Source organism: Rhizobium etli 8C-3 (assembly GCF_001908375.1).
GTDB classification, from domain to species: domain Bacteria; phylum Pseudomonadota; class Alphaproteobacteria; order Rhizobiales; family Rhizobiaceae; genus Rhizobium; species Rhizobium etli_B.
Genome location: NZ_CP017242.1, coordinates 83,046 through 102,593, shown reverse-complemented (window position 1 = coordinate 102,593; position 19,548 = coordinate 83,046). Strand labels below are relative to the sequence as shown.

General features: G+C 59.1%; 21 protein-coding genes and 1 pseudogene. 17 read left to right on the top strand and 5 right to left on the bottom strand.

The features are described from left to right. Positions 1-287 precede the first annotated feature (287 nt). From AM571_RS20955 to AM571_RS20940, 4 genes are all read right to left on the bottom strand, one after another. Positions 288-722, bottom strand: a complete 435-nt coding sequence (locus AM571_RS20955) for a hypothetical protein (protein ID WP_074063458.1) — start codon at positions 720-722, stop codon at positions 288-290. A gap of 60 nt (positions 723-782) precedes the next feature. Beyond that, positions 783-1,163 (bottom strand): RES family NAD+ phosphorylase, encoded by a 381-nt coding sequence (locus AM571_RS20950; RefSeq protein WP_074063457.1) that lies wholly within the window; start codon positions 1,161-1,163, stop codon positions 783-785. A 68-nt stretch (positions 1,164-1,231) separates the two neighbouring features. Beyond that, positions 1,232-1,690: a hypothetical protein gene (locus AM571_RS36400; protein WP_155774493.1), complete on the bottom strand. Its 459-nt coding sequence runs from the start codon at positions 1,688-1,690 to the stop codon at positions 1,232-1,234. Between the two features lie 108 nt (positions 1,691-1,798). Further along, positions 1,799-2,062, bottom strand: a complete 264-nt coding sequence (locus AM571_RS20940) for a helix-turn-helix domain-containing protein (RefSeq protein ID WP_074063455.1) — start codon at positions 2,060-2,062, stop codon at positions 1,799-1,801. Positions 2,063-2,204: 142 nt separating this feature from the next. Here AM571_RS20940 and AM571_RS20935 point away from each other — a divergent pair, with 142 nt between their 5' ends. From AM571_RS20935 to AM571_RS20865, 15 genes are all read left to right on the top strand, one after another. Beyond that, positions 2,205-2,762: a hypothetical protein gene (locus AM571_RS20935; protein WP_074063682.1), complete on the top strand. Its 558-nt coding sequence runs from the start codon at positions 2,205-2,207 to the stop codon at positions 2,760-2,762. Positions 2,763-2,914: 152 nt separating this feature from the next. Next, positions 2,915-4,516, top strand: coding sequence for an ABC transporter substrate-binding protein (locus AM571_RS20930; protein ID WP_074063454.1), 1,602 nt, complete (start codon positions 2,915-2,917; stop codon positions 4,514-4,516). Between the two features lie 6 nt (positions 4,517-4,522). Next, positions 4,523-5,506, top strand: a complete 984-nt coding sequence (locus AM571_RS20925) for an ABC transporter permease (RefSeq protein ID WP_081377161.1) — start codon at positions 4,523-4,525, stop codon at positions 5,504-5,506. Between the two features lie 8 nt (positions 5,507-5,514). Continuing rightward, positions 5,515-6,390, top strand: a complete 876-nt coding sequence (locus AM571_RS20920; protein ID WP_074063681.1) for an ABC transporter permease — start codon at positions 5,515-5,517, stop codon at positions 6,388-6,390. Next, positions 6,387-8,060: a dipeptide ABC transporter ATP-binding protein gene (locus AM571_RS20915; RefSeq protein ID WP_074063453.1), complete on the top strand. Its 1,674-nt coding sequence runs from the start codon at positions 6,387-6,389 to the stop codon at positions 8,058-8,060. Before AM571_RS20920 ends, AM571_RS20915 begins: the two co-directional genes overlap by 4 nt. An 88-nt stretch (positions 8,061-8,148) precedes the next feature. After that, positions 8,149-9,384 (top strand): CapA family protein, encoded by a 1,236-nt coding sequence (locus tag AM571_RS20910; protein ID WP_074063452.1) that lies wholly within the window; start codon positions 8,149-8,151, stop codon positions 9,382-9,384. 142 nt (positions 9,385-9,526) lie between these two features. Next, positions 9,527-10,762, top strand: a complete 1,236-nt coding sequence (gene pepT / locus AM571_RS20905; protein ID WP_074063679.1) for a peptidase T — start codon at positions 9,527-9,529, stop codon at positions 10,760-10,762. A 126-nt stretch (positions 10,763-10,888) separates the two neighbouring features. Further along, a complete protein-coding gene (locus AM571_RS20900) occupies positions 10,889-11,461 on the top strand; it encodes a TetR/AcrR family transcriptional regulator (RefSeq protein ID WP_074063451.1) in 573 nt (190 codons plus the stop codon). A gap of 45 nt (positions 11,462-11,506) precedes the next feature. Further along, positions 11,507-12,475 carry a quinone oxidoreductase family protein gene (locus tag AM571_RS20895; protein ID WP_074063450.1) on the top strand — a complete coding sequence of 323 codons (969 nt, stop codon included), beginning with the start codon at positions 11,507-11,509 and terminating at the stop codon, positions 12,473-12,475. A gap of 178 nt (positions 12,476-12,653) precedes the next feature. Continuing rightward, positions 12,654-12,857, top strand: coding sequence for a cold-shock protein (locus AM571_RS20890; protein WP_074063449.1), 204 nt, complete (start codon positions 12,654-12,656; stop codon positions 12,855-12,857). Between the two features lie 72 nt (positions 12,858-12,929). Next, positions 12,930-13,385 (top strand): hypothetical protein, encoded by a 456-nt coding sequence (locus AM571_RS20885; protein ID WP_155774492.1) that lies wholly within the window; start codon positions 12,930-12,932, stop codon positions 13,383-13,385. Between the two features lie 139 nt (positions 13,386-13,524). After that, positions 13,525-14,565: a non-homologous end-joining DNA ligase gene (gene ligD, locus AM571_RS20880; protein ID WP_074063447.1), complete on the top strand. Its 1,041-nt coding sequence runs from the start codon at positions 13,525-13,527 to the stop codon at positions 14,563-14,565. 171 nt (positions 14,566-14,736) lie between these two features. Continuing rightward, complete coding sequence (locus AM571_RS20875) at positions 14,737-15,207, top strand: transposase (RefSeq protein ID WP_074063446.1); 471 nt, start codon at positions 14,737-14,739, stop codon at positions 15,205-15,207. 302 nt (positions 15,208-15,509) lie between these two features. Beyond that, a complete protein-coding gene (locus AM571_RS20870; protein ID WP_074063445.1) occupies positions 15,510-16,106 on the top strand; it encodes a hypothetical protein in 597 nt (198 codons plus the stop codon). A 251-nt stretch (positions 16,107-16,357) separates the two neighbouring features. Beyond that, complete coding sequence (locus AM571_RS20865) at positions 16,358-16,591, top strand: hypothetical protein (RefSeq protein ID WP_074063444.1); 234 nt, start codon at positions 16,358-16,360, stop codon at positions 16,589-16,591. 173 nt (positions 16,592-16,764) lie between these two features. Here the strand turns inward: AM571_RS20865 and AM571_RS20860 are convergent, their stop codons facing one another. After that, positions 16,765-16,986 (bottom strand): hypothetical protein, encoded by a 222-nt coding sequence (locus AM571_RS20860; protein ID WP_074063443.1) that lies wholly within the window; start codon positions 16,984-16,986, stop codon positions 16,765-16,767. Positions 16,987-17,211: 225 nt separating this feature from the next. Between AM571_RS20860 and AM571_RS20855 the strand changes: the two are divergent. Beyond that, positions 17,212-17,874: pseudogene (locus tag AM571_RS20855) on the top strand (SOS response-associated peptidase); the annotation flags it as partial. 187 nt (positions 17,875-18,061) lie between these two features. Then, complete coding sequence (locus AM571_RS20850; protein ID WP_237358587.1) at positions 18,062-19,492, top strand: ATP-binding protein; 1,431 nt, start codon at positions 18,062-18,064, stop codon at positions 19,490-19,492. The last annotated feature ends 56 nt before the right edge of the window (positions 19,493-19,548 follow it).

Here is a 19,548-nt window from a genome sequence, read left to right as displayed (position 1 = left end):
AATAGCATGGTGCAGGTATCCAAAGGAGGCATACGCTTTTGGTCGCGGGTCCAGTCGGCGATGACGGCTGGTCTGGGTGGGTATCAGGAGGGGCAGGGACGCCTCACTTGATCGCCGATGAAACGGGCGGACGTTTCGATGATGCGAGGGCAAGGCGAGCATCAAGGCCGGGAGGGATGCAACGGGAGACGCGCAGCGGGTCTCCCTTGCCAAGATGCGTGGTAGTTCCACGCATCTTGCACACAACGCTAGTCTCGACATTCCGGTATATTAGATGGTTCGATGGATCAGGCAACCGGCGTCCAAGGAGGCTCTAAGGGAAGCACCATGTCAGCACGATCAGGCTCACCTTGCCACACCAGATTGCCGCTGTTGCCGATGCCCTCAACATGACGCCCTTCCGTGAGCCGGTAGTACTCCATAGCAAGATGGGTCGCGCGAACGCGTCTGACCGATGAAAGGCCCCACGTTTTCCAAAATTCATCAATTCTCACAGCGAAGCAAAGTCCACCGGATGCTCTTGTACTGGGAAAGGCCACGGCCTGCACCTGCGGTAATTTCTCCAGAACCGCCATGGCGATCGTGGATGAAAGTTCGTAGTCATTCGCCCTGTTGGTCAGGACCTCCAGCAGGAATGCGTCGGCGATCACCATGGACTCGGCCTTGTCCCTGTCGCACGCGTTCAGCATGTCGGTGATTGCACCCGAGGCATCGCCCGTCATGGGGCCGCGACCGCTTCTTTGAATCTGAAAAAGTTCGCCGACCGGCGCGATCCGGACTGTCTATCCTGGGAGAATTTTGAACTCACTCAGCATCACAGTCTGATCGTCAATATGTGTCTCGGCGAGCGCGGTGTTGACGCGATCAGCAAGATACAGGACAGGAAAGCCCTCGGCATTGGCGCGCCCAAGCTTCGGATGGCCATTCTTGTTCCAGATCGTGCCATCCGCATGCGGCGGCAGTTCACCGGGGTTCAAAGCTCGTGCCCGCCTGTAGCGCCAGTCTCCTCCCCAATCGACCGCCGTGATTGGATGCAATGCCACGAGGTGCTGCAAGAAAGCTTTCTTTTCCTCTGTGGATTTATGTGGAAACGCGCGAATTTGCGAAACGATGTCGTCAAGCGGAAGCGGCGGAAATCGTTCGGTAATAGTGGGCAGAGACATGGATGTATTCTATCTGAAAAGCAGGGAACTTGAAAATGATGTTCAACCGCGCAGGTTTCGCGGTTCGCTCACGGCTCTACCTTATAAACTTTCACAAGGTGCTGCTCGATCTCATCACAGTCGAAAATGAAACTCTCCGGTTTCACCATCCAATTAAGCTCGGCGTCTTCCTCGTTCTCGGCCTCGCATCCCCAAATTTCCTGAACGACGTTTTTCAATTCAACGCGGTGTTCTGGCATCATCGACCATCCTGCATGATGAAAGAATATGACCTTTGTCCGCCTGTGGCGGTCAGTCATGGGCTTTCCTCCATCGTCCTGATCAGGCGGCAAAGCTGCTTTGCCAACTTCACGCCCCCGGCACGCCAAACGATGATGGCAGTTTAACCCTGCATCTGGGGGAAGATGCGTGAACTTCATTGCTCCATGGCCTTTTAAGTCGCGCGCCCGCTGCCCGCGTCCATGATCGATGCGAGCGAAAACCCTCCCCTCTCGCAAAAAAGAGGCAGGAGTTGCGGGCATTTTCACCAGGATTTCTCTACGCGTCTCGCAGGAACAGGATCTTCAGCTATAGAAGTCGATTATCGACGACGCGGGCCGTGACCGGTTCGGGGCATATATAGCCCCAGCCTGCCACTACTTCTTGAAACGAACACCCACGCCGCCACCATTTTCGGGGAGGAATTCGATACCGGCGGCTTCCAAAGCGAGTCGAATGGCCTTTAAGTTTGCATTTGTAAGGGATGTGGTTCCATCTTCGATTTCCGCGCGGCTCACCGTGGCAACACCAATACCAGCTGCTTTTGCAAGCTCTTTTGCATTCCAACGGATCAACGCACGGGCTGCACGTATTTGCGCACCCGTGATTTCACTAACATCATCTGATTTCGAATTGATCAATGTGATCCCGTGTGCTACCTAGAGGTTACTTGATACGGCAGTTCACTCTCGAATGGCGGCATCAAGGGAGAACTGCGGCTGCATCCGGTGCGCGAACACCGAATACAGCCTGACCACAACCAAGCTTATGGGAGCTCGGATCATGGCTGATTCCGACAATAGCAGAACTTTGTCTACGGTCACGCGGGGAGACTTCCATTCCTTCGTGGCGGCGTGTTTACCCACATATCAAGAGCTTGCCACGCCGAAGACCCTGCCTTTCGACGCGTGCAACGACGATCCCGCGCTGGCGGTCTGGCATCAATGGTGCATCGCTTGGCAACATTTGAGCGAATCGAGTTTGCGCCAGCAGCGGATGGAAAGATCGCTCTTTTCGGTTGTTTTGCCGCCACCGCTTGAGCAAGCAGCAGGTTCGCGAGCGTACGACGAGGCCCTCGAAGCTGAAGATCGTGCATCCATCGCGGAGGACCAGGCCGCGGAAGCCCTGTGGAGGACGCCGGCGCAATCGGTTGAGGGCGCAACGGCCAAGCTCCACGCCGCCGTCACCAGGTGGCAACCCTGCCCCACAAGCCAAGAAGACCCCTGGCCGCAAATTCGCTCCGTCATCGCCGACCTCCTGAAGATCGATATCGGGTCTGTTGCGAGCGGACGCAATCGCTGGTCGACGCCCGAAGTCCACCCCGAGTTTCAAGGCGGCTGAATGGGAATGGCTCAAGAGCACGCGTGATCCTGGAACTTAACAAGACCTGCGCAACCGCGCCCTTGCATGCATTTCGCCCTGGAAATCACGCGTTGGGGACCGCTCCAACGCGTCGTTCCGACTCTACCAATAACTAAAACAAGGAACTTCAAATGAAACTGGGAAACCCATTTCGCCCACGCCTGCTGTCCGCGCTTCTGATCTCCATCCTCCTCGGGGGTGCTCCGTGGACGCCGGCGCAGGCGCAGGAACGCGGAGAGCTTCGGATCGCCACGTCCTACAAGTTGATGACGCTCGATCCGCAATATGCCAATCTCAACGAGAACACCTCGCTGCTCTCCCACATCTACGAGCGACTCGTCTATCAGGACGAGAATCTCGAGTTGAAGCCTGGCCTTGCCACCTCCTGGCGGCCACTGTCTGACACGCAATGGGAGTTCAAGCTCCGCGACAGCGTGCGCTTTCATGACGGTTCAGACTTCACGGCGGACGACATCATCTACACGATCGAGCGCATCCGGGATTTCGTCAAATCCCCAAGCGGCGGATTTCGCTCTTATGTGAGCGGCATCAAGTCGGTCTCGGCAACTGACCCCCTCACCGTCCTCATCGAGACCAACGGCACGGTCCCCAATCTGCCCCTCTCCTTCTCCTCGATTTTTGTGATGAACCGGCCCTCTGAGGGGTTCGAGACGACGGAGGAGCTCAACGCGGGCCGCCCGCCTGTCGGCACCGGGCCTTACAGGTTCGAAAGCTGGAGTTCCGGGGAGAGCCTCAGACTTGCCCGGAATGACGATTATTGGGGCGGCAAGCCCGCCTGGTTGAAGGTAACCTTCCGCGTCATTGAGAACCCAGCCGCCCGGGTTGCGGCGCTCAGCACCGGTGAGGTCGATGTGGCGGATGCCATTCCGGCGCGCGACGTCGCCTCGCTGCAGCAGCGTGGCGCCAGAATCGCGAACGTCAGTGCGGCACGCATCAACTTCGTGCAGTTCGACGTGTCGCGAGAGACACTTCCGGGCGTGACGGGCCAGTCGGGCGAACCGATCGCCAATCCTTTCAAAAGCCCTCTGGTTCGGCGTGCGCTTGCGATTGCGACGGACCGGGGCATTCTCGTCGACAAGATCCTCGCGGGCTATGGCACGGCTGCGGCTCAGGTCTTGCCGAACGGCCTGCCCGGCACGTCGGCAAAACTGCTTCCCGAGGCTCCAAACTATGACGAGGCAAAGGCGCTTCTCTCCAAGGCCGGATACCCGGACGGCTTCAACATCGTTCTCGCAGGGCCCGCCGGGCGTTATCCCGGCGACGCCGAGAGCCTCCAGGCCATCGCGCAAAGCTGGGCCCGCATCGGCGTCAACGCTCAACCGGCCGCCTCGCCGTTCTCGGTCTTCAATACCAAGCGGGCGGCAGGGGATTATGCCATCTGGTACGGCGGCACGTCCGGCGAGGCGGTCGACATCATTCTCCATACCCTCCTGGCTTCCCCGAACCCCGGGCGCGGAACCGGCGCGTTGAACTTCGGGAAGTATCGCAACGAAACCTTCGACACGATGCTCGCAAAGGCGGAGAGCATTCAGGAGGGGCCGGAGCGCAACCAGGCGCTGGCGCTGGCGACGGAACTCGTGATGGCCGACCAGCCGATCATACCGCTCTACCATTTCCATCACATCGTCGGTTACGGCCCGCGGATCGGCTCCTATGTCATGCACCCCCGCGGCTGGACGACTGCGATGCAGACGCTTCCGGCGATGGAGTAAGCGGTCATGGGCATGATCTCGGTTGCATTGGGAAGGCTGTCGCAAGCCTTCCTGCTCCTCATCGCCATGTCGTTGATTGGTTTTATCGGCATCCACAGCGTCGGCAATCCGGTCTTCAACGTCGTCAACATTGAAACCGCCAGCCCCGAGGATATCCGCCAGGCCACGATCGCGCTCGGCCTCGATCAGCCGATCTGGCGCCAGTACCTTGTCTTCATAGACAATGTCATCAGTGGAAACTTCGGCGTCTCCTATATCTATCATCAGCCAGCCTTTGAGCTGGTGATGAGCAAGCTGCCGGCAACGCTGGAACTCGCCTCAGTCGCGATGCTGATCGCGGCGCCGCTCGGAACGGGGCTCGGCCTCCTGGCTGGCCGACGGAGCGGCACACTCTTCGATCGGATCGTCCTGAAGGCGAGCGTGTCGGCGCTGAGCATCCCATCCTTTTGGCTGGCGATGATGCTGATCCTCGTCGGCGCCATTCTGACAGGCTGGTTTCCATCCGGCGGCAGAGGGGCGACGGCGCGGTTCCTGGGAGAGGACTGGAGTCTTCTCACCGCAAACGGGCAGTGGCACCTCATACTTCCGGCATTGGCGCTGGCGATACCGAACATCGCGCTGATCGCCCGTCTTTCGCGATCGGGCACGATCGAAGTCGAGAGCCTGGACTATACGAGGTTTTGCCGCGCCAAGGGGCTTTCGTCGCAAAGGATCCTGTTCCGACACACGCTTCCGAACATCAGCGTGCCGATCGTGACGATCATCGGCCTGCAGTTCGGCGGCATGCTCGCCTTTGCCGTGGTGGTGGAATCGATCTTCTCGTGGCCGGGCGTCGGCAAGCTCTTGATAGACTCCATCCAGCTTCTCGACCGCCCGGTGGTGATGGTGACACTGACCTTCATCTCGGTCGCGTTCGTTGCGCTGAATGCCCTCGTCGACCTCTTCTATGCAGTGCTCGATCCGCGCGTGCGCCTGTCTTCACAAAGGTGATCCGTCTCATGAAAGCCGAAATTTTGAGGGCGCTGAAGAAGCGTCCGCATGGACCAGTCCTGACCGCGTCCACGGTGTTGCTTGCAAGCTACGTCCTGCTTGCCATCGCCGCACCGGTGATCGCGCCGCAAAACCCCTACGATCCGCTAGAGATCTATGGCTGGGAAGCGTCCTCGCCGCCCGGCACGCCCGGCAGCGGAGATTATCTCTACCTGCTCGGGACCGACGGGCTCGGGCGGGACATCGTCAGCACCATTCTCTATGGTCTGCGCATCAGCCTGGTGGTGTCGATTACGAGTGCGGCGATCGCCGCATTGATCGGCCTGACGGCCGGTGTCAGTGCCGCGTATTTCGGCAAGTGGGTCGATATCGCAATCATGCGGCTCGTCGACCTGCAGCTCAGCCTGCCGACGATCCTGATTGCGCTCATCGCCATCGTCACGCTCGGACCGGGTATAGACCGGATCATCCTGGCGTTGATCATCGCTCAGTGGGCGACCTATGCGCGGATTGTGCGGGGCGTCGCGCTCAGCGAAGCGAACAAGCCCTATATGGATGCGGCCCGATTGATGCGGTTGCCGACCTCACGGATCATCTTCCGCCATCTGCTTCCAAACAGCATCGCGCCCGCCGTTACCTTGATCCCGATCGAGGTCGGCCATGCCGTCGCACTCGAGGCGACTCTCTCCTTCCTTGGGCTCGGCGTTCCAATTGACAAGCCCTCACTCGGTTCGGCGGTCGCAAACGGGTTCCAGTACCTTCTGACCGGCCAATACTGGATCAGCCTGTTCCCGGGCCTGGCCCTCTTCGGCCTGATCGCCAGCATCAATCTCGTCGGCGAAGACGTTCGACGCCGCCTCGATCCAAGGAACCATTCGCTATGACCGTCGAACACGTGAACACACCCCTGCTGCGAGTTGAGAACCTTGGCCTTCGCCATGTTTCGCGGTCAGGCCCGACGACGATCCTCAGCGAGGTTAGCTTCGAACTTAGGCATGGCGAGATCCTCGGCATCATCGGTGAGTCTGGCGCCGGAAAGTCGACCGTCGGCAATGCCATCCTCGGATTGCTCGCTCCTGAGTTCGAGCAGACGTCCGGAACGATCGCCTTCGATGGCAAAGCGATCGATGCGATGACGGCAGGTGAGCGCGAGGCGCTTCGAGGACGGCGAATATCGGCGATCTTCCAGGATCACACCGCCTCCCTGGATCCGCTGATGAGCGTCGGCGCCCAAGTCGAGGAAACCTGCCTTGCGCTCGATAGTTCACTTTCCAGGCGTAAGGCGCGCGCCCGCGCGATCGATCTCCTTGCCCGTGTCGGAATTCCGGAGCCGGAGCGGCGATACCGCAACTACCCACACCAGTTCTCCGGCGGGCAGAGGCAACGCGTCGTCATCGCCATTGCCCTTGCCGGCTCTCCCGACATCATCATCGCCGACGAGCCGACGTCAGCGCTCGATGCGACGGTCCAGAAGCAGGTTCTGGAACTTCTAAAGACCCTTGTCGACGAAACCGGTGTCTCGATCATCCTCGTCACCCACGACATGGGCGTGACCTCCGAGATTGCCGACCGGGTTCTCGTCATGCGAAAGGGCCAAGTGGTCGAAGCGGATCGCACGGCCGTTATTCTCGATCGGCCCCGCCACGACTACACGAGAATGCTGCTTGCCGCCGTTCCAAGGCTTCGCATTCCGACAGGAACTGCCAAGGCGGTTGACGATGGCGACCAGAATCACTCTCCTGCGACAGGCGGGGACCAAAGCCCGCTTCTGGTCGCGGAAGGAGTTTCGAAACAGTTCGCGCCGCAGGGTGTTGCCTGGGGGCTTGGCCGGGGTAAGCCCAGGTTTGGCTTGCGTGACGTCGGCATCCGGCTGCCGCGCGGCACGATCACCGGGATCGTCGGCGAGAGCGGAAGCGGAAAGACGACCTTCGGCCGCATCCTCGCGGGCCTCGACACGGCGCCGACGGGCAGGATCAAGATCGGCGAACGGGCCTTCGACGTTTCGCGAAGCGGCCGCCGCAGCGGTCTTCTTGGCCGCGTCCAGATGATCTTTCAGGATCCCTCCGTCTCCCTGAACCCCAGGATGACCGTCGGCGAGACGCTCGACGAAAGCATCCGCTTCGGCGCAAGAATCGGCTCCGGAGACAAGCCGGCGGTCGCGGCGGCGATGATGGATCGGCTTGGTCTTCCCAGAAGCCTGCTCGGGCGCCATCCGCATCAGCTCTCCGGTGGCCAGAAGCAGCGCGTTTGTATCGCTCGTGCCTTGTTGGCAGAGCCTGAGATCATCGTCGCGGACGAGCCGACGTCGGCGCTCGACGTGTCGGTCCAGGCCGAGATCGTCAAGCTCCTGAAGGACACCATCGCCGAGCGGGACATGACGATGATCTTCATCTCCCATGACCTCGCCGTCGTCCAGCAGATGTGCAGTTCCGTCTACATTTTCAGAGACGGCCGGGTCGAGGATTACGGGCCGGCTGAGTTCATCTTCTCGCGATCCGACAATCCCTACACCCGCACCCTCATCAATGCCCGGCCCCGTCGGTTCACATGCTGAGCTGTGCGGCGCCTCTCAACAACCGGGTCCCACCGGAACAGCCAGATTCTCGAAACGCGTGGCGCGCGTCGCCACAGAAGGTCACGCAATGAAAGACAGGTTCACATTGGCGGTAACCGGCCAATCGCTCATCAAGCACGATATCCGCGGCATCCCTGCCCCCGCCTTCGGCAGGGTTCGATCGCTCCTTCGCCAGGCGGATCTCTCCTTCACCAACTTCGAGGGGACCATCCTTGGGAGTCACGGCGGGTGGCCACTAAAGGGATCGTTTTTCGGCTGCAGCGATCCGGTCGTTCTCGATACTCTCCGGGCGATCGGGTTTCGGGCGCTTTCGCTTTCGAACAACCATGCCTTCGACCTCGGCCCGTCCGGCGTGCTCTCGACGCTCGAGGAGGTGGAGAAGCGAGACTTCCTTCATGCCGGCCTCGGTCGCGACCATACCGAGGTCTCGCGGCCAAGCACCGCAACGATCGGCGGGCGGCGGGTCGCGATCGTCGCGATGGACGGAGGTCCCGGTCCGGATTTCATGTATGCCGCCAACGCCGACGACAATCGCCCCGGACGCCCGGGCGTCAATCGGCTTCGACTGTCCCAGGTCATCGAGGTCGACGAGACCGCGTTCGATCAAATCCAGGCCATTCGCGACAAGGTCGGTTACACGGCGATCGATCTCACCAATGACAGCCAGCCGGACGATCCGCCGCGCCTCGCCCCGGAATCCGAGATCGGCATCTCGCGTGCGGTCTTCAGGCGATCGGAAAGGTTCGGACGCAGCGTCAAGATCGATGAGGCTGATCTTGCCAGGAACCTCGCCTCGATCGCGGCTGCGGCCGCCGACCGATCTCTGGTGGTCGCCTATCTCCACCATCACCATTGGGCGTCCGACTGGTATCAGGTCCCCGACTGGGTGAGTGGCGTTGCCAAACGATGCATCGATGCTGGTGCTGCCATGTTCGTGAGCCACGGTGCGCCCGTTCTCCAGCCCATCGAGATCTACCGGGGCCGGCCGATCTTCTACAGCCTGGGGAATTTCATTTTCCATGTGCGTTCGGAGAAGTCGACCTGGACGGCACCCGAAGTCTGGGAGAGCGTCATCGGCCTATGCTCGTTCGGCGAGGACAACGGACTTATCGAGATCACGCTTCATCCCGTCATCATCGGAGGCGATGAAGCGCTGACTGACGGGGTGCTGGAACGTCGCCTGGCGCCGCATCTCGCAGCAGGCGAAAGCGCCGAACGGATATTGCGCCGATTTTCCGAACAATCGGCCAGGCTCGGCGTCGACATCGAGATTTCCGGCGATGTCGCGGTCATCAAGTTTTAGCCTGCGGCGCGCCGTACCAAGGGGCTCGCTGGTTAGCTCCGCAGTCCACCACGACAGCGGAAGCGGCCGTGAGCCGGCCCATCTCAGCTAAAAAAACGCCGCCGACAAGGGTCGGAACTGCTTCAGGACGAGGATGATGAACATGGAAGTTCAGAAAGAACTCATCAGCCGGTTTCTTCGCTATGCCGCGATCGAGAGCCAAAGCAACTGCCGCTGCCAATCCCTGCCATCCTCGCCCGGACAGGCTGCTCTTGCAACTTTGCTCGTCGACGAGATGCGCGCCATCGGCCTGGAGGACGTCCTCATCGACGAGCATGCCATCGTGACGGGCGTCAAACGTGGCAACAAGCCTGAGGTACCACCGATCGGCTTCATCGCGCATCTCGACACGGTCGATGTCGGCCTCTCGCCCTTCGTCCGCCCACAAATTCTCCGCTTCGAAGGCGAGGACCTTTGCCTTAACGCCGGAGAAGACATCTGGCTCCGGGTCGCCGAACATACGGAAGTTCTTGACTGGTTGGGGGAAGACATCATCGTCGGTGACGGCACCAGCGTGCTCGGTGCGGATAACAAGGCCGCCATCGCGATCATCATGACGATGCTTGCCCGGCTCGATCAGCAGGTCGGCCACGGCGATGTCTTCATCGCCTTCGTGCCGGACGAGGAAATCGGATTGCGCGGCGCCAAGGCGCTGGACCTCTCCCGCTTTCCCTGTGATTTTGCGTACACGATCGACTGCTGCGAACTTGGCGAGGTGGTCCTGGAGACATTCAACGCCGCATCCTGCGAGATCGTCTTTACCGGCGTCAGTGCGCACCCGATGTCCGCAAAAGGAATGCTCATCAATCCGCTGCTGATGGCGATGGACTTCATCTCCCACTTCGACCGCGAGGAGACGCCTGAATGCACGGAGGAACGCCAGGGCTTCTTCTGGTTCAAGGACCTCATCGCCAACGACAGCGAGGCAGTACTGACCGCATTGATCCGGGATTTCGACACAGATGGCTTCAATCGGCGCAAACGCCTGATCGCCGACGTCGCGGAACAAATGCGATCACGTTATCCCACCGGGAATGTCCGCTGCCAGGTCACCGATACCTATCGAAACATCTCCACGAGCCTCGCGCGTGACGATCGTGCCATCGCTATTCTATTCAATGCCATGGAGGGACTCGGGATCGAGAAGAAAGTGATTCCGATGCGCGGCGGCACCGATGGCGCGGTCCTCTCAGCCAGAGGGATACCGACACCGAACTTCTTCACCGGCGCCTACAACTTCCATTCACGTTACGAGTTTCTGCCGGTACCAGCCTTCGAAAGGTCGTTTGAAGTTGCGCTGAAGATTTGCCATTTGGCTGGTTCAAGACGACCTGCTTAAGCTGCGTTGCATCGCCTCGGATTCTCGCATTGCGTGATGGACCAAGCGGCGGCTACTTCAACGAACATGGTCCATTGGTGAAGATTATTCTTGACTGTTCATTCCAGAATCCCTATCTACATCCTTATGGCAAGGATCAAAGAGTTCGACAGGGACAAGGCGCTCGATTCAGCGGTGGGCGTATTCCGGGAGCATGGCTTCGACGGGGCGTCGACGGAGATGCTGGTAAAGGCCATGAAGATCGGCCGACAGAGCCTTTATGACACCTTCGGCGACAAGTGGGCCCTCTACCGCCTCGCAGTGGAACGCTATGCATTCGCAGAAACCGACGCGCATATTCAAGTGCTGCGCGGCAATCCGCGCGCCGTGGACGGAATTGCGGCGATGATCGACAGGGTCGTGGCCTCCGCGGACCAGGCATGCCTCGGCGTCAACTCAATCTGCGAGTTCGGCCAGAGCCGGCCAGACCTGACCGACGTGCATCTCGCCGCCGATCATCGATTGCGACATGCAGCAAGCGAACGCATCAAGCAGGCGCAAGACGCCGGTAACCTGGATAGGTCGCTGTCGGCAGATGCGGTGGTTGATTTTCTCATTGCCAGCATCGCCGGGATTCGGATCGCAGCGCGCGGGGGTGCCGGGAAAGAGAAACTGGAGTCGCTCGGGCAGTTGGCGCTTCGCGCACTCGGACAGCGGTAAAAAATTTAGTCAATTCTGGAACAATCAGTCAAGAAAGTAAAGCAGATGAAAGCAATTATCATGAACGACATTGGTGACACCGATGTCATAGAATTTGTGAATTATCGGGAGCCCGAAGTCACGCCGGGACATGTTCTCGTCGAGATTGCTGCGGCAGGCGTCAACTTCATGGACATCGGGGTTCGGCAAGGCATGGCCTGGACCGACTTACCAAACCCGAAAATACTTGGCGTCGAAGGCGCAGGGCGCATTCTCGCGGTCGGTGAAGGCGTGACGGATTTCTCCGTGGGCGACCGCGTCGCCTGGGTTTACGCACCGGGAAGCTATGCGCAACGGATCTCGATCCCCGTCACGTCGCTGGTAAGTATCCCTGATTTCATCGATGACCGGACAGCCGCATCGATCATGATGCAGGGATTGACCGCAAGCCACTTCGCAACCGACTTCTACCCGGTTCAGCAGGGCGACATCGCACTGGTCCATGCAGCTGCCGGAGGCGTCGGCTTGCTCCTGACCCAGATCATCAGGCTGCGCGGCGGCCGTGTAATCGGGCGTGTTTCCTCCAAAGAGAAGATGGCCATCGCAAAGCAGGCTGGGGCCGAGCATGTCATTGTCGACACCCGGGGAGACTTTGCGCAGGACGTTCTGCGTTTGACCGGAGGCAAGGGTGTCGATGTTGTCTACGGCGGCTCTGGCCCCACGACCTTCCAAGGATCTCTCGATAGCCTGCGCCGTTCGGGAACCTTTTGCTGGTACGGTCCCGTTTTGGGTGGCCCGGGCCTGCTCGACATCATGAGCCTGCCGAAAAGCATCAAGATCGGCTACGCCGTCTTTTCAGATCACATCCAGACCCCCGAACTCCTTCGCGCCCGCAGCCGGCAGCTTTTCGACTGGGCGCGCGATGGTTCGCTCACGGTCAATCTCGGGAAAAGCTATCCTCTTGCAGACGCAGCTTTGGCCCACGCGGACATGGCGAGCCGACGCACGACCGGAAAGCTGCTGTTGCTCCCGTAGCAGGGTTCGAGCTCGCCCGGTGCATTCATTTTGACCTAACCCCGCAGTTCTTGAGCGGGGCTAGGCCGACGTGTTGTTTTGCAACTACCAGCGAAATCTGACACACCATTGATAGCGAGACGATTGCACTATAGGTTCACAGGCGCGGCAAGCGGCCGCCTTATCATCAGGAGCTTTCATGCCTACCGGTAGTGTCAAATTTTTCAACGAAGACAAAGGGTTTGGCTTCATCACTCCTGAGAATGGCGGGACGGACGTATTTGTGCATGTCTCCGCTCTGCAACGAGGCGGATCCTTGAAAGAGGGACAAAGGGTAAGCTACGAGCTAGGCCAGGACCGCAAAACTGGAAAGTCGAAAGCGGAAAACGTCAGCGTGCTCTGATCAACTTAAGGCCGCCGGAGTGAGTGAGCTGCCGGTATCCTAGTGAACAAGCGCCGGCCTCTCGGAATCTCGTTGAATACAGATTTAAAAGCATGGCGCCATGTTTCGGCTGGCTTCATATCCCTCCTCCAAATCGCCTTGCACGCCCCGGTCACGCCCGCCATACAGTTCGAATTCGGGGAACAACTCGGATGCTCGCTCGAAGATGACAATTCAAGGCCGAAAGTTGCTAAAATTTCGCAATCTCGCAAACGTGCAGGTCTGGTCATGTCGAATATCACGCACAACCAAATTATCGCTCTTACCGATGAGTTTATCGAGCTTATGCGCGCAGATGACGAAAAATCGTTTGGGCTCAGAGAGTTTTCGGTATTTGTCAGCGGCCGCTTGGGCTATGAGGCGACGATGTGGGATCCGGACCTGGAGGGCTCCCTGATCAAGCGGTTCAACGATCATTACGATCTGGTCAGGCAGCCGCTCGGCATGAGATGGGACTTTCTGAACGGCTACGTGGAGAGGCATCTCTGAGCGCCGCTCCGCCGCTACCTCGTTCGGGTATTGCGCCATCGGCCATGCGTCCCGCTATTTGCATTTCGGCTTGTATTCTTCCGATGCCATCATCTCAAATGTCGTTTTCTTTTTACGCATTCCCTGATGTAATCATCGGATGGTCAAATCTCCGCCACCAAAACCGCTGCTCGCCACCGATATGCCGGTTCGTTCAAGAGCTCGCAAGCCGCGAGATCCGGCTCAGCCGAACCTTCCCCTCGATCCGATGCCCGCGCGCATCGAGCCATGTCTGGCACTTACAAAAGCGAAGCCGCCCAAGGGACCGGACTGGGTCTTCGAAATCAAATGGGACGGGTATCGTCTCGCGGTTCACATCGAACCCAGGCGCGTCCGGATCATCACGAGAGGTGGGCATGATTGGACGCATCGCTTTCCGGCGATAGCAGAAGCCGCAAAGCAGCTCGGCGTGGCAACTGCGATCCTCGACGGCGAGGCAGTCGTTCTCGACGAGCACGGGCGGCCGAATTTCGGATTGCTGCAGCAATCGCTTGGCGGGCGTGGCGGCAAACGCACGTCCGGCGAAGCACTCTTCATGGCTTTCGACCTGCTCTACTTCGATGGTCATGACCTGACCGAGATGGAATTGTCCGGAAGGCGTCATCTGCTCGAAGATCTGGTCGCCGGCAAGGAGGGCGACATTCGACTTTCCGAAGAGGTCGAGGCAGACGGCGATCAACTGCTTGCTGCTGCATGCGAGCACGGCCTCGAGGGCATCATTGCCAAGAACCGGCACAGCACCTACCGCTCCGGCCGCCTCGGCGACTGGTTGAAGATCAAATGCCTCCAGAGCGACAGCTTTGTGATCGTCGGCTATGAACAGTCCATGGTCGCGCGGGCTGGAATCGGCTCCCTGCTGCTTGCGGCGCGCAAGGGCGATAGGCTCGTCTATGTCGGGAATGTCGGGACCGGCTTCAGGGAAAGTGTCGCATGGGAGCTGCGCTCTATGCTCGATCGCCTGATAACGAAGAAACTGCCCGTCGAATACAAGGACCGATCGAAGGGTATTGTCTGGGTGCAGCCGACGCTGATTGCCGAGATCGAATACCGGGCATGGACGCACGACGGCAAGCTCAGGCATTCGTCATACAAGGGGTTGCGTGAGGTGCAGGACAACGCGGCGATTTACGAGATAGAGTGACCCAATCGAAAGCATTATGATTCAGCGATCTTACGGCGCTTCAGATTGTCTCCTGCATGCCATCCCGAGGCCGCCCAATTACATTCGACTCCCCGCAAAGATGAGGCCGGGGAATGTTGACTCTATAGTTCATTCAGCCGAGAACAGGCGATGGCTAGAGAGGAACTATTGATGGCTGACGAGAACAACATAGGACCGGTTGCTGCAGTTGAGACGACGGACGCGGAGGCAAAAACACCTGCTGTCAAGAAGCAGAGGTCGCCACAGCGTCAGAAGACGGCTGCCGAACCGGCGCGCGCTGCATCAGAGGTAGCTGCTGCAAAGTCGCCCGCGGCTAAGCCCAGGACGTATAGCGAGCAGGAAAAAGCCGGTAAGCTCAAGCTGATCGAGACGGAAATCACCAAAGGCAAAAGCACCCTCAAGGACGCGATCAAGACTGCCGGCATATCGGAGCAGACCTACTATAACTGGAAACGGACCGCGACGCCCGCTGTTCAAAAGAACGAGAAGGCTGCTCCGGCCGGCGATGAGCTGGCAGATCTTGTTCAGCTCGAAGAGGAGAACGAGAAGCTTCGCAAGCGTCTGGCGGAAAAGTTGCGCGCGGAAAATACGGTACTGCGCAAGAGGCTCGGGCTGGATTGATCTACGAGCGAGGCCGTGCAGGCGGTCATTTTCTCGATAGGCCGCCTGACCTTGCGAAACTCCGAAATTTGGCTCCCCTCCCATCCCGCCGTTGAGGTGAGATTGCTGGCGCGAATATTTCCTGCGGATAGCTCCTCAAAAGGTCGTTTACTACGGGGCTGCCGCCGCGAAGTATGGGTCGTTGTCTCGCGCGCTGGCCAGTTGCAGCGCGCGGTGAGGTGATATATAGGCCCCGCCGGGCATGAACGCAGTGGCGCCAGTCGGCGCTGGCTGTGCTACGAGTTGCTTAAGGTTGAAATCATATGAAAACGCCACAACGGAAATTCGTTGTTGAATTCAAGTCGGGTCGGCGAGCGATGAAGGCGCGGACCAACTCAATTTGGGGCGACACTGATCTCAAGGCTTTCGCCCGCGAAACGGAAGATAGCGCGCCGCATCCGTTCAATTCAGATGGAGCACCCGGTACGCCTGACGAAGGTGGAGACGGCCCGTCTAATCCGATGAATTCGGGTTCTGCTAGCGAGCACGCAGGTGAGGCCAACGTTGCAGGCACGGCGACACCATCGGGCAACGGCGCAGACGGTGAAGTGCCAAATCAACATGAGGCCAGCGTTCTCGCGGTCGAAATTGTTGCGCAGATGCCGGAGAGCCAGCCAGAGCCGCAGCCTCGGACAACATCAAAGCGTACTCCTCGAAATCGTGTTAGGCGTGGTCCCATTGCGATGGGGAGGAACAAGCCCCGAAGTGCGGAATCCGTCACTGCTAGGGATTCCGTTTCCCTGGAGGAAGTGGCCGCCCTTGGTGCAGAGAATAAGCGGCTCAAGACGCTACTGGCTGAACAGCTCCATCTACAGAACTTGCAGCTCAAGAAGATGCTTGAGCGGTTTGATGTCACGTAAGCTGCTCCGGGAAATGGCCCGCGCCGGGGCGAGGCCGTGGTTCTCAATACTGCCGGTTTCGGCGATGAGACGCCTGCAAACAAGTGGTGGAAGCGACCCAGGCTAAGGCAGATGTCATGGCATGCATCAACGCGCGATGACAGCCGAGGGATCCTCATGTATGGTTGCTGCCCGGCGGGTGCGGGCATCAACTGGGACTTCGGTCCGAACGCACGGTTCAATGGTAACATGGGCAATGTGGGAGTTCGCGGATGCTTGAGTTATTGGCCTTGGAGCCCGAATGCTTCTACTGGGCAAGGCGCAGGGAAACCGGAGGCGCCTGGGAGGTCGTGCAAATTTCAACGGTGTTCGGCGCCGGCCGCGACTATTGGACCGTCGCCAGAACTGGATCGGATGTCCACCAGATGGTGGACGACTACGAGTTTCTGGTGCGAGTTGCCTTACCGGAGGCCGCTATGATTTCTCTATCGCAGGCCGCCGAGTAAGCACCTACGGTGGAAAGGGCGATGCGGCCAGCAACCATGATTAATTCTCTTTCCCAGGATGCGCGGTTGGGGTCTGCGGTCAATAAGGCGGGGCAGACGACCTGGTGCGCGTCGTTGTCAGAGATTTCGGTACGACGGCCGAGCCGCAGCCGGCCAGCCTGAATGTTCCAGCCCTAACGCGCCGCTACCGACGCTCCCTCGCCTTCAAACTGCTCATCTGCAATTGCATCCTCGAGAACCTGGATGTCCTCGCGAACAATGCTGCTGAGACTGCCTAGAAGGTCAGCCAGCTCGAAGTCACGATCCTCTGCGGCCTTTGCGGCCCGCGCCTCGGCCTTGGCGACATAAAATTGGAAAATGTGGTGCTTTCCTTTCAGCTCTTCAAAACTTGACATGACAATGGTCCTCTTCGTCGGTGTTGCGCATAGGCATACTCGCTGTAATGGGAAGAGCAAAGCCTCCCACGCAGTATTGGATAATGCGCGGTTGTGTGCGGCTGAATTCCTACGTCTTTTCCATCGTTCGTTTATGTCGCCACCAGGGCGGACCCCGACGGCGCGATCAAGCTCGTCCCGAAGCTGGTATGGATGGGCGCGGATGTGGAGACAGAAGGTTGGAGAGTGTGCAATCTGTACAATGTCACGACGACACGCGATGCCGTGATGCAGTTCACCAAGGCGTTCCGCGACAAGGCCGGCTGGAACGAACCCTCACTTGACGTCTTACCCAGCTACCAGGCGCCGGTTGTCCGCCTCAGTGAAGACGGACAGCGCGAGATCGCACGCGTCACATGGGGCATGCCGTCGCCACCGGCCTTTGTGAAGAACTACGATCCCGGCGTCACCAACATCCGCAACGTTGGCTCGCCGCACTGGCGACCCTGGCTCGGACCGACCAGCCGCTGCGTCGTGCCGTTCACTTCCTTTGCCGAACCCGATCCCACAAGCAAGTTGCCGGGCGGTAAGGTTCCAAACGCCGGGTTCGCTGGCAACAAGGACAGGCCTCTGATGTTCTTCGCCGGCTTCTGGACGCCCTGGAAAGGCGTTCGGCGCGTCCGAGATAGCGAGCGCGAATATGAGCTGTTCGGTTTTCTGACGACATCACCGAACGAGATCGTCGCGCCGATTAATTTCAAGGCAATGCCTGCGATCCTGACGACGCCGGAGGAAGTCGACCTGTGGCTCACGGGATCCTGAGACGAGGTCAAGCACCTGCAGCGTCCCCTTCCCGGCAACATGCTTGTGATCGTCGAACTACCCGCTCCGTCTCCGGAAGAAGGGGGTTGCTGTTGTGACATACCGTTCAGGTCAGAAACCGCCGGGGCAAGAACACATCGCAAGCGACTCAACAGCCGCGAACCTCGGCACGGTGATGGGAGCGGATCTGGCAGCAATCCACAAAGTAAGCGCCGACGACATCAGGAGCGATCTTGCGGGACGCGAGCGAGATCCCATCCATGATCCCTGTGCTTTGCTCAACCGTTTGCTTCAAGAGCCGAACGAAAGTGCCTGGCTGGAATTCAAGGTCAACAACAAGGATCCCCGCGAAATTGGTGAGTATGTCTCCGCCCTCGCGAATTCAGCCATGCTGGCTGGCAGGGATCGTGCTTTCCTTGTCTTCGGAGTGGAGGACCGCACGAAAGAACGCGTGGGGACCGAACTCCGTTTGCAACAGCTAAAGCAGGGAAACGAGGATTTTACCAATTGGCTGAGCCGGATGATCGAGCCACGCGTCCTCATCGAGGTTCTGGATTTCTCATGCGATGGCCTTGCCTACTCAGTGATTGCCATCGAGCCATCTTACGAGCGGCCGGTACGGTTCAGCGGTGCGGAATTCATCCGAATTGGCGAGAACAAGAAAAAGCTCGCCGAGTTTCCCGAGCATGAACGGGCGCTCTGGATAGCGACCGGAAGGCGTCGCTTCGAGACAGCCGTGGCTGCATCAAACGTAACCACAGACGACGTCTTCGCCCTACTGGATCCGGACCCCATGTTCGACTTGACCGGAGAGCCAAGGCCCAAGAGCCAAGAAGAGGTAATCCGCAAGATTGCGGATCGAGGGTTTGTTCTGGATAATCTTGAAGGCCGGTTCGACATTACCAACCTCGGCGCGATCATGCTGGCCCGCGACGTCACCGCTTTTCCGTCCATCGCCGGGAAAACCGTTCGCATCGTCAAATATGCCGGCCGCGACAAATCTCGATCCGACTTCGAACAGGAAGGCAAGAAGGGCTACGCGGTCGGCTTCACCGGCATGATGAAATTCCTGATGGAACGCCTGCCCAAGGACGAACGCTATATCGACGGAGTGCGACGCATGGTTCCGCACTTCCCGGAAACAGCTATCCGGGAGGTGATTGCCAACGCACTCATCCATCAGGATTTCATGGCGACCGGCGTCGGTCCCGTGGTCGAGATCTATGATAACCGGATTGAGGTCAGCAATCCGGGCAACTCTCTGATCAGCACCGACCGGATCCTCGATGAACGCCGCTCCCGAAACGAAAAACTGGCAGCCACGATGCGTTCATTCGGCCTCTGCGAGGAACGCGGTGGTGGACTCGACAAGACGCTAATCGAGATCGAAGCGGAGCATCTCCCCGCCCCCGATTTCATCTCGTCTGAGAACTCAATGCGTGTCGTGCTGTTCGCACCCAAGAGCTTCAACCAGATGTCGAAGGCGGAGAAGATGCGGGCGTGCTTATTTCATTGTGTTCTGCGCTGGCTAACGCACGACTACATGAGTAATGCAACCCTCAGGGAACGATTCTCGCTTCCGGCGGAAGAGTATCAGGCAGTATCCGCAATTATCGCCGAATCGATCAAACTCGGCCGTATCGCACCGGCGGACCCGGATCAGGGCAGGAGGAACGCGAGATACGTTCCTTACTGGTCCGTATAAGGACACGCGCTCGGCTCGATGGGAACCATAGCGCCGTAGCGAGCGATCTGAAGGAC

What these genes read in the sequence shown, in the direction of transcription:
- AM571_RS20900 (WP_074063451.1), top strand. Translation starts at nt 10,889, where the DNA reads ATGGCAAGGATCAAAGAGTTCGACAGGGACAAGGCGCTCGATTCAGCG.
- AM571_RS20870 (WP_074063445.1), top strand. Translation starts at nt 15,510, where the DNA reads ATGAAAACGCCACAACGGAAATTCGTTGTTGAATTCAAGTCGGGTCGG.
- ligD (WP_074063447.1), top strand. Translation starts at nt 13,525, where the DNA reads ATGGTCAAATCTCCGCCACCAAAACCGCTGCTCGCCACCGATATGCCG.
- AM571_RS20950 (WP_074063457.1), bottom strand. Translation starts at nt 1,163, where the DNA reads ATGTCTCTGCCCACTATTACCGAACGATTTCCGCCGCTTCCGCTTGAC.
- AM571_RS20925 (WP_081377161.1), top strand. Translation starts at nt 4,523, where the DNA reads ATGGGCATGATCTCGGTTGCATTGGGAAGGCTGTCGCAAGCCTTCCTG.
- AM571_RS20895 (WP_074063450.1), top strand. Translation starts at nt 11,507, where the DNA reads ATGAAAGCAATTATCATGAACGACATTGGTGACACCGATGTCATAGAA.
- pepT (WP_074063679.1), top strand. Translation starts at nt 9,527, where the DNA reads ATGGAAGTTCAGAAAGAACTCATCAGCCGGTTTCTTCGCTATGCCGCG.
- AM571_RS20875 (WP_074063446.1), top strand. Translation starts at nt 14,737, where the DNA reads ATGGCTGACGAGAACAACATAGGACCGGTTGCTGCAGTTGAGACGACG.
- AM571_RS20860 (WP_074063443.1), bottom strand. Translation starts at nt 16,986, where the DNA reads ATGTCAAGTTTTGAAGAGCTGAAAGGAAAGCACCACATTTTCCAATTT.
- AM571_RS20955 (WP_074063458.1), bottom strand. Translation starts at nt 722, where the DNA reads ATGACGGGCGATGCCTCGGGTGCAATCACCGACATGCTGAACGCGTGC.
- AM571_RS20890 (WP_074063449.1), top strand. Translation starts at nt 12,654, where the DNA reads ATGCCTACCGGTAGTGTCAAATTTTTCAACGAAGACAAAGGGTTTGGC.
- AM571_RS20930 (WP_074063454.1), top strand. Translation starts at nt 2,915, where the DNA reads ATGAAACTGGGAAACCCATTTCGCCCACGCCTGCTGTCCGCGCTTCTG.
- AM571_RS20935 (WP_074063682.1), top strand. Translation starts at nt 2,205, where the DNA reads ATGGCTGATTCCGACAATAGCAGAACTTTGTCTACGGTCACGCGGGGA.
- AM571_RS20865 (WP_074063444.1), top strand. Translation starts at nt 16,358, where the DNA reads ATGCTTGAGTTATTGGCCTTGGAGCCCGAATGCTTCTACTGGGCAAGG.
- AM571_RS20915 (WP_074063453.1), top strand. Translation starts at nt 6,387, where the DNA reads ATGACCGTCGAACACGTGAACACACCCCTGCTGCGAGTTGAGAACCTT.
- AM571_RS20910 (WP_074063452.1), top strand. Translation starts at nt 8,149, where the DNA reads ATGAAAGACAGGTTCACATTGGCGGTAACCGGCCAATCGCTCATCAAG.
- AM571_RS20920 (WP_074063681.1), top strand. Translation starts at nt 5,515, where the DNA reads ATGAAAGCCGAAATTTTGAGGGCGCTGAAGAAGCGTCCGCATGGACCA.